Origin of the sequence: Barnesiella intestinihominis YIT 11860, from assembly GCF_000296465.1 — a bacterium.
Taxonomy (GTDB): Bacteria; Bacteroidota; Bacteroidia; order Bacteroidales; family Barnesiellaceae; genus Barnesiella; species Barnesiella intestinihominis.
Map to the genome: position 1 here is coordinate 264,136 of NZ_JH815204.1, position 13,468 is coordinate 277,603.

At 45.0% G+C, this 13,468-nt stretch carries 22 protein-coding genes; all 22 read left to right on the forward strand.

All coding sequences use genetic code 11. The annotated features are described in order from the left end of the window. Positions 1–203 precede the first annotated feature (203 nt). The 22 genes from HMPREF9448_RS05840 (at position 204) to HMPREF9448_RS05940 (ending at position 13,467) form a co-directional block, all read left to right on the forward strand. Positions 204–995, forward strand: a complete 792-nt coding sequence (locus HMPREF9448_RS05840) for an abortive infection family protein (protein ID WP_008861675.1) — start codon at positions 204–206, stop codon at positions 993–995. Positions 996–1,319: 324 nt separating this feature from the next. Next, positions 1,320–1,619 carry a hypothetical protein gene (locus HMPREF9448_RS14155; protein ID WP_008861676.1) on the forward strand — a complete coding sequence of 100 codons (300 nt, stop codon included), beginning with the start codon at positions 1,320–1,322 and terminating at the stop codon, positions 1,617–1,619. Beyond that, on the forward strand, positions 1,616–1,846 hold the full coding sequence (locus HMPREF9448_RS05845; protein ID WP_008861677.1) for a hypothetical protein: 231 nt from the start codon (positions 1,616–1,618) through the stop codon (positions 1,844–1,846). The genes HMPREF9448_RS14155 and HMPREF9448_RS05845 overlap by 4 nt, the downstream gene beginning before the upstream one ends. Before the next feature lie 99 nt (positions 1,847–1,945). Further along, positions 1,946–2,143 carry a type II toxin-antitoxin system HicA family toxin gene (locus HMPREF9448_RS05850; protein ID WP_008861678.1) on the forward strand — a complete coding sequence of 66 codons (198 nt, stop codon included), beginning with the start codon at positions 1,946–1,948 and terminating at the stop codon, positions 2,141–2,143. Positions 2,144–2,226: 83 nt separating this feature from the next. Further along, complete coding sequence (locus HMPREF9448_RS05855) at positions 2,227–2,646, forward strand: hypothetical protein (protein ID WP_008861679.1); 420 nt, start codon at positions 2,227–2,229, stop codon at positions 2,644–2,646. Positions 2,647–2,754: 108 nt separating this feature from the next. Continuing rightward, a complete protein-coding gene (locus HMPREF9448_RS05860; RefSeq protein WP_008861680.1) occupies positions 2,755–3,840 on the forward strand; it encodes a hypothetical protein in 1,086 nt (361 codons plus the stop codon). A gap of 2 nt (positions 3,841–3,842) precedes the next feature. Further along, complete coding sequence (locus HMPREF9448_RS05865; protein WP_008861681.1) at positions 3,843–4,076, forward strand: hypothetical protein; 234 nt, start codon at positions 3,843–3,845, stop codon at positions 4,074–4,076. Further along, positions 4,073–5,425, forward strand: coding sequence for a hypothetical protein (locus HMPREF9448_RS05870; RefSeq protein WP_008861682.1), 1,353 nt, complete (start codon positions 4,073–4,075; stop codon positions 5,423–5,425). Before HMPREF9448_RS05865 ends, HMPREF9448_RS05870 begins: the two co-directional genes overlap by 4 nt. Further along, positions 5,422–6,246 (forward strand): DUF6712 family protein, encoded by an 825-nt coding sequence (locus HMPREF9448_RS05875; RefSeq protein ID WP_008861683.1) that lies wholly within the window; start codon positions 5,422–5,424, stop codon positions 6,244–6,246. Before HMPREF9448_RS05870 ends, HMPREF9448_RS05875 begins: the two co-directional genes overlap by 4 nt. A gap of 17 nt (positions 6,247–6,263) precedes the next feature. Continuing rightward, positions 6,264–7,013: a hypothetical protein gene (locus HMPREF9448_RS05880; protein WP_008861684.1), complete on the forward strand. Its 750-nt coding sequence runs from the start codon at positions 6,264–6,266 to the stop codon at positions 7,011–7,013. Beyond that, a complete protein-coding gene (locus tag HMPREF9448_RS05885; RefSeq protein ID WP_008861685.1) occupies positions 7,003–7,497 on the forward strand; it encodes a hypothetical protein in 495 nt (164 codons plus the stop codon). Before HMPREF9448_RS05880 ends, HMPREF9448_RS05885 begins: the two co-directional genes overlap by 11 nt. Then, positions 7,484–7,942, forward strand: coding sequence for a hypothetical protein (locus HMPREF9448_RS05890; RefSeq protein WP_008861686.1), 459 nt, complete (start codon positions 7,484–7,486; stop codon positions 7,940–7,942). The genes HMPREF9448_RS05885 and HMPREF9448_RS05890 overlap by 14 nt, the downstream gene beginning before the upstream one ends. 153 nt (positions 7,943–8,095) lie before the next feature. After that, positions 8,096–8,593, forward strand: a complete 498-nt coding sequence (locus HMPREF9448_RS05895; RefSeq protein ID WP_008861687.1) for a hypothetical protein — start codon at positions 8,096–8,098, stop codon at positions 8,591–8,593. Positions 8,594–8,602: 9 nt separating this feature from the next. Continuing rightward, positions 8,603–8,986, forward strand: a complete 384-nt coding sequence (locus HMPREF9448_RS05900; protein WP_008861688.1) for a helix-turn-helix domain-containing protein — start codon at positions 8,603–8,605, stop codon at positions 8,984–8,986. 6 nt (positions 8,987–8,992) lie between these two features. Continuing rightward, on the forward strand, positions 8,993–9,427 hold the full coding sequence (locus tag HMPREF9448_RS05905) for a hypothetical protein (protein WP_008861689.1): 435 nt from the start codon (positions 8,993–8,995) through the stop codon (positions 9,425–9,427). A 309-nt stretch (positions 9,428–9,736) separates the two neighbouring features. Further along, positions 9,737–10,129: a hypothetical protein gene (locus tag HMPREF9448_RS05910; RefSeq protein ID WP_008861691.1), complete on the forward strand. Its 393-nt coding sequence runs from the start codon at positions 9,737–9,739 to the stop codon at positions 10,127–10,129. A 14-nt stretch (positions 10,130–10,143) separates the two neighbouring features. Continuing rightward, positions 10,144–10,431 (forward strand): hypothetical protein, encoded by a 288-nt coding sequence (locus HMPREF9448_RS05915; RefSeq protein ID WP_008861692.1) that lies wholly within the window; start codon positions 10,144–10,146, stop codon positions 10,429–10,431. Beyond that, complete coding sequence (locus HMPREF9448_RS05920; RefSeq protein WP_008861693.1) at positions 10,428–10,661, forward strand: hypothetical protein; 234 nt, start codon at positions 10,428–10,430, stop codon at positions 10,659–10,661. The genes HMPREF9448_RS05915 and HMPREF9448_RS05920 overlap by 4 nt, the downstream gene beginning before the upstream one ends. Positions 10,662–10,776: 115 nt before the next feature. Beyond that, the gene (locus HMPREF9448_RS05925; protein WP_008861694.1) at positions 10,777–11,472 is read left to right on the forward strand and encodes a hypothetical protein; all 696 of its coding nucleotides are present in this window, start codon (positions 10,777–10,779) and stop codon (positions 11,470–11,472) included. 117 nt (positions 11,473–11,589) lie between these two features. Further along, positions 11,590–11,913: a hypothetical protein gene (locus tag HMPREF9448_RS05930; protein ID WP_008861695.1), complete on the forward strand. Its 324-nt coding sequence runs from the start codon at positions 11,590–11,592 to the stop codon at positions 11,911–11,913. Positions 11,914–11,917: 4 nt separating this feature from the next. Next, positions 11,918–13,288 (forward strand): leucine-rich repeat protein, encoded by a 1,371-nt coding sequence (locus tag HMPREF9448_RS05935; RefSeq protein WP_008861696.1) that lies wholly within the window; start codon positions 11,918–11,920, stop codon positions 13,286–13,288. Beyond that, positions 13,285–13,467: a hypothetical protein gene (locus tag HMPREF9448_RS05940; RefSeq protein WP_008861697.1), complete on the forward strand. Its 183-nt coding sequence runs from the start codon at positions 13,285–13,287 to the stop codon at positions 13,465–13,467. Before HMPREF9448_RS05935 ends, HMPREF9448_RS05940 begins: the two co-directional genes overlap by 4 nt. Position 13,468 lies beyond the last annotated feature (1 nt).

Sequence of the window (13,468 nt, forward strand, 5' to 3'; positions counted from 1 at the left end):
TTTCTTTATAATCATATTGATAGATATATAATACATTTGTTATATTTGTCATGTATTATATATCTATCTATGGAAGCATTGAATTTTGTAGCTTTTGACTTCGGAACAGCGACTTCTATTTGTGAAATTGGTTCGCGGTCTTCAGAGATTCGGCGGTTGATTTTTTGAGTAATTTATAAAGAGAAGAGTATAGAATACATGATATGGATAAAATATCTCCAAAATATCAAATGCAGTTGATTAAGAGTATAGAGCAAGCTCTTTGGCAAGAATACGGTTCATATAAAGAAATGTTGCAATATATCTTGAAGTGGCATGAAACAAGCAGTGGTTTTAATTCCTATATCAATTACACGGAAAATTTTAAGGTCTGTTATAAGGATAATGATGAAAAAAATATAGATGTCTATTCTACATTACATGGTATAGATGGGGAGACATTGCTGAAAATGGCAATCGATTTAGGCGTTGAAACTCCTGATTTTATACCTTCTATCCCCGTTTTTAGGAATGAAATAAAGTCTAATTATCAAACAGCAAGTAAGACTTTTGAAAAAGCATTTAAGTGTATCGAGAATGATCCGAGTACCGCTATTGGTTTAGCGAATTCAGCATTAGAGAGTATTGCCAAAGAAATTTTGCAAGATAAACGATTAAAGATACAGTATAATCCCAAAGATACATTATACAAACTTACACAAAATATATTGAAGGCATTCGGTATGTTCCCGAGTGAAAATATACCTATGGAAATAAAGACAATTTGTAGTAATTTGTTAGGTATAGGGAAGTCGATAGAAGATCTTAGAAGTACTAAAACAGAGTTTCATGGGAAAGTAAATGGGGATTATATTGTATCAGAGTCTGTTTTTGTTTATTTGTGTTTCAATTCTATATGTACAGTAGGTCTGTTTTTACTTTCGTATTATAAGGAGATATTTCCTAAACAACAAATTGAACAGTCAGAGAGCATTGATGATGTTTTGCCTTTTTAAGTAATTTAAGTCTCCCTTTATACCAGGCATCGGATTTTGTCCGATTCTTTTTTGTATTATCCTTTGCTCATTTCAAAAAAAAACCTCATATTTGTAGTGCCAAAACCTAAGAGCGTATGCTCTCCGGTAGAGTCCCGGTTAACGGCTCAATACGAATTTGGGCTTTTTTTATGTCCATACATGTCCATATAAGATATGGCGTGCAATACGATCTTCGGCTGTCTATCCCGTTTGATTTTTCTCTTCGGAGGAGACTCTTAGGTTTTGGCGAACACGGGAAATGACAGCCGTTTTTCTGTCTATTACGCCAAAACCTAAGAGATTATGGACACTACAAAATCCATCGGGATTCAGGGTAAAATTTCCCCTGCCCGCACAGAACGACAAAACTCTGCGTTCGAAAATTATCTTATCCGTTTTTTTGAAAGAGAGCTCGAAGTAAAGCTCACCCGCCGTGAAATGTGGCGAAGCGTCCGTTTCGTCGCCTCGTTGTTTGTCTTGTTGCTCGCCCTGTCGACCGGCGAGCCTCTGCCGGTCTTGCCGGCGCTCGCACTGGCAGCTTACGCCTATCGGGGCGTAGCCGACATAACCTCCCGTTTTACGGAGAAAGGAGGTGCGCGATGAAAAGCCATACGATCGAGTTCACCCGCGACGACCTGGTCGTTCGGATCACCCGCTACCCGGCCGGAGAACCGGGGAAATCGCCGTCGGTAGAGATAGAGGTCGAATCCTCCGGATTGCCCCGGTCGTTCGTATGGTTCGACAGAGAGCCGCAGTTGTTCGCCTTCAAAGAGATGCTCGAAGAATATATCGAGACATTCCGGCCGATGACAGACGACGCAGACGATTAATCTCTCTTGTTAAATAATAGTAAAAATACTACTTTTTAATCGGTGTTTATTGTATATCGTAGTAAATATACTATCTTTGTGGCATAAAAAAAGAACGATATGAAAGTTCTAAAAACAAGCTTGGTTCTTAAATTGTTGCTCGACGATGGCTGGGAAATCGTTCATCAGAGAGGGAGCCATCGACAGCTAAAACACCCGGTGAAAAAAGGGAAGGTAACGTTGAACGGCAAACCTTCCGATGACATCTGGGGCGATAACCTGAAAAGCGTGGAGAAACAATCGGGGCTAAAATTTTAGCCCCGGTTCTCCGGCTTTGCACAAGACTAAAAAATACTTATTTGTTATACTCCTTATATTACTATTTATAAAATAATACTGTTATGGGACTTTCTAAGCAAAATGTTGTTGTAAATGTTGCGAAAACCGAGAGCGGCTATTCTGCTTCTTGCGATTTGCTGGACGGTTGGGTAGTGGCTGTTACCGGCGATTGGAGCGATCTGGAAAGAGAGGTCCGAGATAGCATCGATTTCTATATCGATTGCGCCAAAGAAGACGGGGATAGCTATCCCGAAATTTTCGACCGGGATTACCGAATCGAATATCGATTCGATGTGCAAAGTTTACTTTGTTTTTATCAGAATATTTTTTCTTTTTCGGCCTTGCAGTATATTACCGGAATCAATCAAAAGCAGTTGGGCCATTATGCTGCCGGCAGGTCCAAGCCGAGAAAGAAGCAAGCCGAGAAAATCGTAAACGGCTTACATAAATTGGGGAAAGAACTGGCTGCCCTTTCTTTCTAGTTAAGCCCGTTACCGAATATCCGGCCCCGTATCTCGAAGATACGGGGTTTTTTTGTCTTTTTGGAGAATGCCGCATAGTTCTATTTTTGAGTACAAAATAGAAGGCGTATGATAGTAGGGCTCAATACTTGGTTTAGCGATATTATATTCACCTCGGCATTCCCGGACCTTGAACTGGTTTCAGACCAGAATTGGGAGCGCCTCGAACTTTGGGCAGGAGAACGATCGATATTCTCTGTCTACCTTTGTGCGAACGAAAATGGTCTTATTTATTTGACCGATTTAGGGCAAGTAATGGAGCAATACATGATTGAAAATCGGCTGCCATTTGCCTCTTTTTCTCTTCGAGAGAGTCCTGAACGTCCGGAGGATCCTTTTCGCCGTGATTTTGTCGCTGTATTTTCCAGCTATTTTTGGGACGATTATGCCGAATCCTTTATCGCCCAAAATTTCCTGACGACTTTGTCCGCGAAACAAATATCTTCGTCGGCATACGATATGGTCGCTTTCATCTCGAAAAAGGGAGAGAATATCACCGTTCGCCATCATGTCGTATTCTATGCCGACGGGATTCTCGGAACGATGGACTGGGAAAACGAGGGGATAGAAGAAAAGGATATCGCGCAGCATGATATCAACGTGTCGGCTATGAATTATGAGGCGGAAATTCAGGAGTCATACCCGGACAAAGAGATAAAGCTCCTCTCTCTCTCCGTGTCGGTAGGTCCTCGAAATATTACCTACTATGTCATCGATCGAAAGAATCTCACCCAGATGTTTTTCATCAACGCATTCAATGTGTTCGAGCTCTTCGAGATTCAAGGTGTTACCACCGCAAAGACAACCGTCGAGCGAGATACGGCTGTGATCAATCGCCGGGAGACATTCTACGACCGGACAATCGAAAAAAAGTATGAGGTGCAAACGTCAGCTCTTTCTTCCCCGGTGAAGGACTGGGTGGAGCAGTTCCTGTTCTCTCCGCTCGTGAAGATGTTCGACCCCGACGCCGATTCTATCGATGAGATGACCGAGGTCCTTATCACCGAATCCGCTTGCGAAATCAGTAATTCGAATACCGAACTCGGCAAAGTGAAATTTACTTGGAAATATGCCGATGTCTATCCCCGTCTAAATTCTATCGATAGGGAAACAAAGGACCTTTTTTCACAACAGTTCGAGTTCCAATTTAAATAGTTATGGCGCAATCTATTCACATCAATACCATGCGGGAAATGCTGAAAGCCGGCGATCCTGTCGATATAACTCTTTGGACAAAATCCGGCCAGATACAGCGCTGGCGGAATTGCATATCCCTTCGTTACGATTTTTATAAAGGGGTTCGTCGGGTGAAGCTGCTCGACAGCCGCCAAATTCGCACGGTACGCGATGTGTGCATCTTTGAAATCAACAATCTAACAGTATTCTTATGAGCGATTTTGAGCCTATCGACTTTACGAGCATCGACGATATTCCCGGTATCAATGCAAAAGCCTTGTTCTCTTCGGAACTGAGCAAAACAGAGTTTCGTGAAACAGGCGATATTTCGCCCGTTCCCATAGGAGATAAGCATCGATATATGCCCTGGGGAGCCGACGACCAGCTTCCGTATGATATTCTCGAGCTGATCGAGCGCGACGAAACCTTGTCGACCTGCCAGATGTTCAACGCCGAAATTTGCTATGGGTCGGGGCTTCTCTACAATACCGAGGCCTGTTCGGAAAAAGTCAAGGAAGAAATTGATTCCTTCTTCGTCGGGAATAATATACCGACAAACTATCTGGGTGTATGTCAGGACTTCAAATACTTTGCCTTTTGCGTGAATGTCATTATTTTGAACGGAGACGGTTCGAAAATAATTCGGTTAATAAGAAAAGAAGCCTGTTACTGTCGCCTGGGGGTTGCCGATTCAAATGGCCGCATCGATAAACTGTACTATGCAAATTGGCGGAAAGCTAAGCCGATGGAAGACCAGGTCGAAATCATCGACCTGCTCGACTTGAATGCTCCGCTCTGCGACCTTATGGTACGCATGGGGCGCATGCCCGGCGACGACGGGGAAACACGCATGAGAACGGACACAAGGAAATTTGCCGTTCTGACAAAGGTTCCTACTCCCGATAATACCTATTATCCGATACCCTATTATGCTTCGCTATTCCGGGGACGGTGGTACAACATCAAGCGACTTATTGGCCTGGCCAAGGAGGCCAAACTCAAGAACTCGGCGCCCATCAAATACCACATTGAAATTTCCGACAAATACTGGACCGGTATCTTCCGGGCCGAAGGAATCACGGATAGAGCCAAACAACAGGCGAGGGTTGTCGAAGAGAAGAAGAAAATACTCGAATTTCTTACCGGTGTCGAAAATAGCGGGAAGGCTTGGTTCTCCCAGGTTTACACCAATCCGAACGGCGATGTCGTACATGATGTCGTCATCAACAAGATAGAGACCGACAAGGAGGGCGGCGACTGGGCTTCTGATATCATCGAGGCCGTGAACATGATATGCTTCACCATGCGGGTTCATTCCAACCTGGTCGGCTCCGTGCCGGGGAAGGCGCAGACCAACAACAGCGGGAGCGACAAGCGCGAACTCTACACTATCGCCCAGGCCTTGCAGAAGCCCTATCACGATTTGCTCTTCACCGTTCACAACCTTGTTATCCGATTCAACGAATGGAAAGGCGCATATCCCGACTGCCCCTTCATTATGCTCACGACACTCGACGAAAAAAACGACGCGAAAACAGTTACCGTTAATACTTCCGAAATATGATCATCTCGAACGATTTCGAATTAAGGCGTTTTATCCCCAACGTTATGTCCACCGTAGAAGGGGAGGGTTCTCTCTATGAGAAGATAGAGCCCTATATGGGGCTCGTCGAAGCCTCGCTGTCCGATATTTTCATCGGTCCCGAGATGCTGGCAAATCCCCGGTCGATGCCCGAGGCGCTGCGAAATGCCGCATCGGTCTATGTCGCCAACGAGGCATTCCGTATGGCTGTCCCTTCGCTCGACCTGGTACTCACTCCTAACGGCTTCGGTATCGTCAATAACCAGAATGTCGTACCGGCATCGAAAGAGCGAATCGAGCGCCTGATGTTCTCTTTGGCTCAGATGCGAGATAAAGCTGTTTCTACTATGGTGATAGCCCTGGCGGATATAGATGGCTATGCCGAGACCCCTCAGGGAGAGTGGTTCTCCTCTTCATTGTTCCTGCCTTTGGCCGGTCACCTTTCCGGACTGGTCGACCCCGAAAAACCCATGTGGGACGAGTACCTCAGGATTCGTAATATCGCTGAGCCTCTCGAAAACGAGGCGGCCGATGAATTTATTTCGCCCGAACTGATGACTCGTTTACGTGCGGCCCCCTTCGAGAAAGGTTCGGGTTATGCCCGGTTGGCCGGCCGTGTCCGCCGGGTTATCGCCAGGGCAATACCCGGAGCCCCTCTCGATAAAAGGGCGCTCACTGACCTCGTGAACTTTATTCGGGAGAATCCCGATAAATATCCCGAATGGCACGCCTCCCGAACGGCCGGGCTGTTCGACCCTCCCGTTTTCGGGAACGATAAAAAGAGTTCGGGATATTGGTTTTGACTTTAATTTTTTTTGATATGAATAGGAAAATAGCGATTACATTGCCCGTATCGTGGCAGGAGTTGACCGATAGGCAGCTCTATTATCTTTACGATCTGTTTTTGGACAACCTTTCGGCCGACCAAATTAAAACCTATTGTTTCTTCTTGTGGGGAAAAATCAGGATAGAATGCCGGTACGACGAACATGATTACATCGTGCGGCACGATAAGGAAACATTCAAAGTCAGTCGGGAACTGATAGCTTCGGCTATCCACGAGCTCGATTGGATCGTCGAGATTCCCGAATATCCGGTGAGAATCTCCCGAATAAGGAAACATGCCGCTCTCCCCGCCGATTTTCAAGGAGTCGAATTCGAAAAATACATCTACTGCGACAACCTGTATCAGGGCTATCTTTCTACGCAGAAGCAAGAACTTCTCAACGAGATGGCCGGTATCTTGTACAATGCGCCGGGCATAAAGACGAACGCCGCCGAGAAACTTTCTACCTTCTATTGGTTCGCCTCGCTCAAAGAGCTGTTCTCGCGGACTTTCCCGAGCTTTCTCCGACCGGCGGGTTCGATGACGTCGGAGAACCTGCTTGAACAGGGAGCGCCTCTCGGCCGACGATTGCAAGAAGCGATGAACGCTCAGATACGAGCCCTTACCAAAGGAGATATCACCAAAGAGCGTGAAGTATTGTCTATGGACACCTGGCGAGCTTTGGCCGAGCTCGATGCCCAGGCGAAAGAGTACGAAGAATTAAAGAAACAGTATGGAAAGTAAATCGTTCAACTGGGACGCCGCCGATTTCTTTCGGCGGCTGACCGAGAGCAACAAACTCGCCCGGTCGAAGAATTTCAAATTCTGTCTCGTGAGCAGTTTGGAAGGCTTCGAGGAAGCTCTCGCCCGCATGCAGAGCTCTACGGCGTTCGTATGCGTGAGCGACGTGTCCTCCGGCTCCACCGATTTGACCAACAGCCCGCATACCGTTCGGACAAAAACAGTGTTTTTCGCTGTGCGGCATAAAATCGACGATATGAAGGCCCGCATGGAAGCCTTCGACTTGCAACGGGAAATTTTTCGCCAGTTCATGTCGAAACTGATTCTCGAGAGCACGCGCCTCGCCGAGGACCGAATCTTCATCGACCAGAAAATCCGATTCAGCGAGATAGACAAATATTTCTTTTCCGGCTGCGCCTGCTCCTTTTTCAACATATCCGTAAGTACATACACCGATTTAAGACTTAACGCCGATGAATGGGAATAACATAACCGAAGAGAAGGCGCTCGAAGAACGGGCCAAATTTATAGGGGCGTTTAACGGGACGATGATCGACATCTGGAAAGAGAAGATCGTCGATATGGACATCATAGACACCGGGAGTTTGCTCGATTCGGTGGCCGCTCTCCCGGTGCGTGCCGACGGCCGGTTCTCCGAGGTCGTCCTCGTACAGTGTTTTCTCGAATATGGCCTTTGGCAGGATTACGGGACAGGCCGGGAGGTATGGCGGGGAAATCCCGGCGACATCGGCCGCGACAAGGTGAGAGAACGTCGCCGGTGGTTCTCGACCAAATACTACTCGTCGGTGATGAACTTGCGAGATTTTATGGCTGACAGCATGGGTAGGGAGTTTGTCGGCATAGTAGCCGATGCATTCAACGACCAGCGGCTGAAGAAGTCGACCGAATTTTATAAGAATCACTCGTTGTAAGGAGGTTTGAAAATCCGCCTGTAAAGTCATATAGGTTGCCCCGTGTGCCGAATATGTGATAAAATCTGAAAAATTCACTTTTTTGTTAAGTTTGCTTGGAAAACACGATAACTTGCTATATCTTTGCAATCCCCAATCGTTGTATAGTTTTATATGGGAAAACTTGAACTGGTAATAGAGTCTGAGAATATCAGCATTTATTCTCCAAAATTTGATGGGGAGACTGCGACCGAGTTCGAGAAATTCATGTTTATCAATAGAGATTTGTCTTATCCCCAGTTGAAGAGAGATTTCGATGCTATTATTAGCGTCATTAAGAAAATGACTGATGATTGTGGTGCGAGAGAAAACCTTTTTAGATTGGAAGGAGGAAATATTAAAGCCATACCGCTCTGTGTCTCCCTTCGCCGCAAAGATCGGTCTGTTGGAACGTTGCGATTATATTGTATCCGGATATCGGATAAGATACTTGTTATAGGGAATGGCGGAATAAAGAGAACTGACACTTTTCAAGAAGATCCGGCTCTACTCGGTATAGTAAATCGACTCAGGCAGATTGAACATCAGATTTTTGTTGAATCCAAAAAAGCTCATGTCAATTACTATGACTTCGATAAAATGAAACCGATAATTGAAACTATCACCATTTAAATATAAATTATGAAGAAGATTCCACTATTTGAACAATGTGTTGCAAATGTTGCTCCTGAGGTGATGGAGGAGGTAAATCTCAACATTGACATTGCAAACAGAATTTATGACCTTCTCAAAGCTAAGAATTTGACTCAACACGAGTTCGCTTCCCGTATGGGTAAGCGCGATTCGGAAATCTCAAGATGGCTGACAGGAACTCATGGTTTTACAACGGCGACTCTTGCTAAGATTTCAGCGGTTCTCGGGGAGCCTATCGTTGAAGTTCGCCGAGATCCAGAGACTAAGTATGTCTTTATGTCGATGCCTTCTTATAACAGCTCATTAGGGATTTCTGGCAATAGTTATACTAGTCATGAGACTAATTCATGTGTTATTTCATACGAAAACTAATTTATTATGGCAGGGCGTGATGTAAATGTTCAAATGGGGCTTACTTCTGTCGATGAAGTAAGTTTTATGATGTTGCCGGGTAAGGTTACTGAAGATGTGCGGCCCGGAAATATAAAACTTGGTTTCTTCAATCAGATTCAACCCGAAGTGGAGAGTGATAAGATTGCCCTAATATTCGGTGTTAAGTATGAATTGGAGGACGATAAAATCCTTGAATGTGTATATCGCTTTGAATTTAGAGTGAACGGTTTGGATCGATTCATTACTACGCATGATAAAGAGGGCATCACGGTTACTTACATCATGCCACTTCTTATTAATGTGGCGATCGGTACTATGCGAGGAATCTTAGTTGTCAAAACGGCTGGGACGAATCTTTCGAAGTACCCGCTTCCTATAATAGATTCGGTTCGATTGACTCAAAGTCTGTCCAATCCTTAAGATTAGTTGTTAGTTAATACAAAATTTATTTCTAAAAAGCATCGGATTTTGTCCGATGCTTTTTTGTATTATCCCTTGCTCGTTTCAAAAAAATCCCTCATATTTGCAATGTCAAGCATTTGAAACAGGCGACGAGGTTCGCCAACATAGCCGTTGGCATTTTTTGTGCCCATCGGTCAATATATAGTTCCGTCCCGTGTGGAGCGTTAATGCGCCCACAGCCTGTTTCAGGTGCTTGACAACGGGGAGCGGAACTTTTTTGTTCCCTTCCCGTCCTTAACATATTGTTTCATTTAATTGTCAAGCAAAATGAAAAAAACAGTCGTGTTGCCTGTATCGCAGGCAAAAGAAGGCCGTAAAACGTCGGCCTTAGAGAAATCCCTCATTCGATTTTTCGAGCGGGAGCTCGAAGTAAAGCTCACTCGCCGTGAGATGTGGCGAAGCGTTTCTTTTTTCGCCCGATCTCTTGCTTTTCTCGAAAAGAACCCCCATCTTTGCAATGCTGAACATTTTGAGAAGGCGACGATGTTCGCCAACTTTGCCGTTGGCATTTTTTATGCCTATCGGCTGATATTATATAAGTTCCGACCCCCGTGTGGAGTGTTAATGCACCCACGGCCTTCTCAAGGTGTTCAGCAGCGGGAAAGCGGAACTTTTTTTGTTCCCTTTCCCGTCATCAGTCAACATATTGTTTCATTTTAAACTGCTGAACAAAAATGAAAAAAACAGTCGCATTGCCTGTATCGCAGGCAAAAGAAGGGCGAAAGACATCGGCTCTTGAAAATTACCTCATTCGATTTTTCGAGCGGGAGCTCGAAGTAAAGCTCACTCGCCGTGAGATGTGGCGAAGCGTTTCTTTTTTCGCCTCGCTATTCGTCTTGCTGCTCGCCCTGTCGACCGGCGAGCCCCTGTTGGCCTTGCCGGCGCTCGCACTGGCAGCCTACGCCTATCGGGGCGTAGCCGACATAACCTCCCGTTTTACGGAGAAAGGAGGTGCGCGATGAAAAGCCATACGATCGAGTTCACCCGCGACGACCTGGTCGTTCGGATCACCCGCTACCCTTCCGAAGAACCGGGGAAATCGCCGTCGGTAGAGATAGAGGTCGAATCCTCCGGATTGCCCCGGTCGTTCGTATGGTTCGACAAGGAGCCGCAGTTGTTCGCCTTCAAGGAGATGCTCGAAGAATATATCGAGACGTTCTGGCCGATGAAAGACGACGCTGGCGGTTCATGAAGTCCGAACGATAATTTGTTATGGAATATCCGACCCCGTATCTTCGAGATGCGGGGTTTTTTGTCTTTTTACGATTCGTCATTCGTCCATATTTTTGAGGAAAAACAGAAACACTATGGCTCAAATCGACGAAATCAAAGCGAAAATCAAAGCACTCCGCGCAGAAACCGAAGCGAACAGCATCACCCCCGACAGTCTCGGGCTTATTCTTGACGATATGGCTTCTTTGATTGGCAGCCAAAATTCTGGCCCTATCGGAGTAGCATCACCATACATCGACATCACGCTGAAAATAGAACAGGGGAATCTTGTCCTGTATCCGGTCGAATACCTACCGACTGGGGCGGATGCCTCGACGTTTGAAATTCGCCTCATGCGCCATGTCTCTACGCGAGACAGGAATTTTGATAAAAAAGGGTATCGAAAAGTGGCCGGCTGGCGAATCCCGCAGAACGTAAACAACCCGGAATCAAGGTTCCAGTTCTATCGGTGGCCCTATACGCCCGGAGCCGCAACCATAATTTCGAATACACCTGATGAGATTGGAGGACAAGTTGTGGAAGACAAATTCCCGAGAGTCATTGTCCATTATGGCCGATATAAACAAGAATTCATCTTTACAGAAACACCGCATGGTAAAAGTCGAGAACAGATTGTAGTTCGACAGTTTGGCCTGGCTGTGTTCGACGGGAGAACTCGAATTTCGAATATCGCAAGGTTCTCGCTTCGAGTAGTCGGTAATGAAATTCCCAATGGCGTTGATTTCTCATTCACTTTTGAAAAAGGGGAAATGTTAAAGGAGAAGATATGAAAAAAGCCCGAAGACTATTCAGTCGGGCCTACAAAAGGATTTTTCACTCCGGACTGCCCGAAGACTATTCAGTCGGGCTAGGACAAAGATACTTATTATATATAAAATATGACAGGAATGCATGAAAAATATTCATGGGAAGGAATAAAATTCGAAATCGTATTCGAAGATTCGCAAGGTAATCCCCTAGATGCCGAAAATATGGTTTTCCGCTTCATCTATCGCGATGAAGCCGGGCAGTCTTGTGTAATATCGCAGAATGGCGATGAACGCGTTAATTGCGTTTTTCGCGACGGTAAACTGATAGGCATATTCGAGCCGAATACATTCCGTCGGGGGATTCTCACCGTAGAGCGACGTTTCTGTCGGGAGGATCCTGATTTCGAAAAAGGATATTGCCCGTACGGAAGGCAAGAAGCTACAAACATCAAAATTATATAATGGTATGGGAACATGCGATTGTGCAGTAATCCAAGAGCGAGTAATCGTGCTGGAGGCCGTTGCGGTAAAAGAGACGGTAAGCGTGCCGGCTATTGTTCAAAAACCGAGGTGGATTCCTGATATCGAATGGGGAGATTTGGAAGAATGCCCGAAAGATAGTATATGGTTTGTCGTTACAGACGAATTACCGTCGGCCATCGGTAGGCCGCATGTTCAATTCAGTTCCTTCTATGACCAATATTTCATAGATTGGGGGGACGGAGAATCTTATGCTTCTCCGACGAGAATCAATACTTTGGACTTTATAAATCATACTTATGCCAAAGGAACCGGCAATATAGACAGCAAAGGCAGAGAGTTCTGGATAATGAAGGCAAAATTCAGTAATCCGGCGCAAAGCGATATTGCCCCTAACGGATATGTGTATGTAAAAGTCGGCGTAAAATTGGCATGGAATATATCGCCCATAAAATATGTGGTAGTCGGAGAGGACATAGACCCGGACTATAATTTTGAATTTAATCAAGGGTGGGATCATTTGGAGGCGATAAGATTTAAAGGTAAAGACAGGAGTATTAGAGACTTTCCTTCTTTTTCTTATGGCAGAACTCCTCTAAGGCATATTTTGACGGACGGGACTCTTAAAATTAGGAAACTGAGCGGTTATAGATTCAGGAATATCATAGCCGAAAATATGGATAACATTGAAGTATCGGGAGGAACTATCGGAGAATATATTTGGGGGAACGACAACATGGCTTTCGGTAAAGCCGATTTGTCGAAAATGACTTTCGGCAATCTTTCTCACTGTTTCTATGGGATCGGACGAAGTGTTGAAGAAGTGATTTTACCCCAAGTAGAATATACCGGTAACGATATGACGAACTGTTTTAACAATTGCAGAAATCTAAAAAGAATAGTTTTCCCGCCCAAAATGGATTATATAGAGAAGGCCAACGGTGCTTTTTTCGGTTGCTATTCTCTTTATGACTTTGAATTCCCGGAAGGATTTGCAACGAAGGGAAACGGACTCAGAATACAAATGTCAGACTTTAATAAGACCTTTTCGTTGGATTGGCCGGACGTTAAATTGGACTGGTTCGTTTACAACGGAATAGTTGCAGAGGGTAATGTAGGCCTGCAAAATTTAATCTTCTCGAAAGAGTCGAAATTTTCATATTCGACTGCTACGAACTTGGAAATAACCAATTCACCGTTGGGGCATGACAATATCGTGAGCATACTCGATCGATTGCCCGATTTTACAGGAATGAGTCCTAAGACCATTAAACTGACCGGTTGTGTAGGAGTTTCGGAATTAACAGACGACGAGAAAAAAATCGCTACGGATAAAAATTGGATACTGACGGTATGAAAAGACTGAGAGCAAAAGACAAATACGTATTTGTCCATAAGGATAGGAATAATGGTGTAACCATAGTCTCGGAAATAAATTATCCGGAGAATTACAATCCTTGTGCTTATTGGGAGGAACTCCCCGAAACGGAGGCGAGAGAATTGGAACGAGTATTTAACGAGAGACGGACGAATTGAT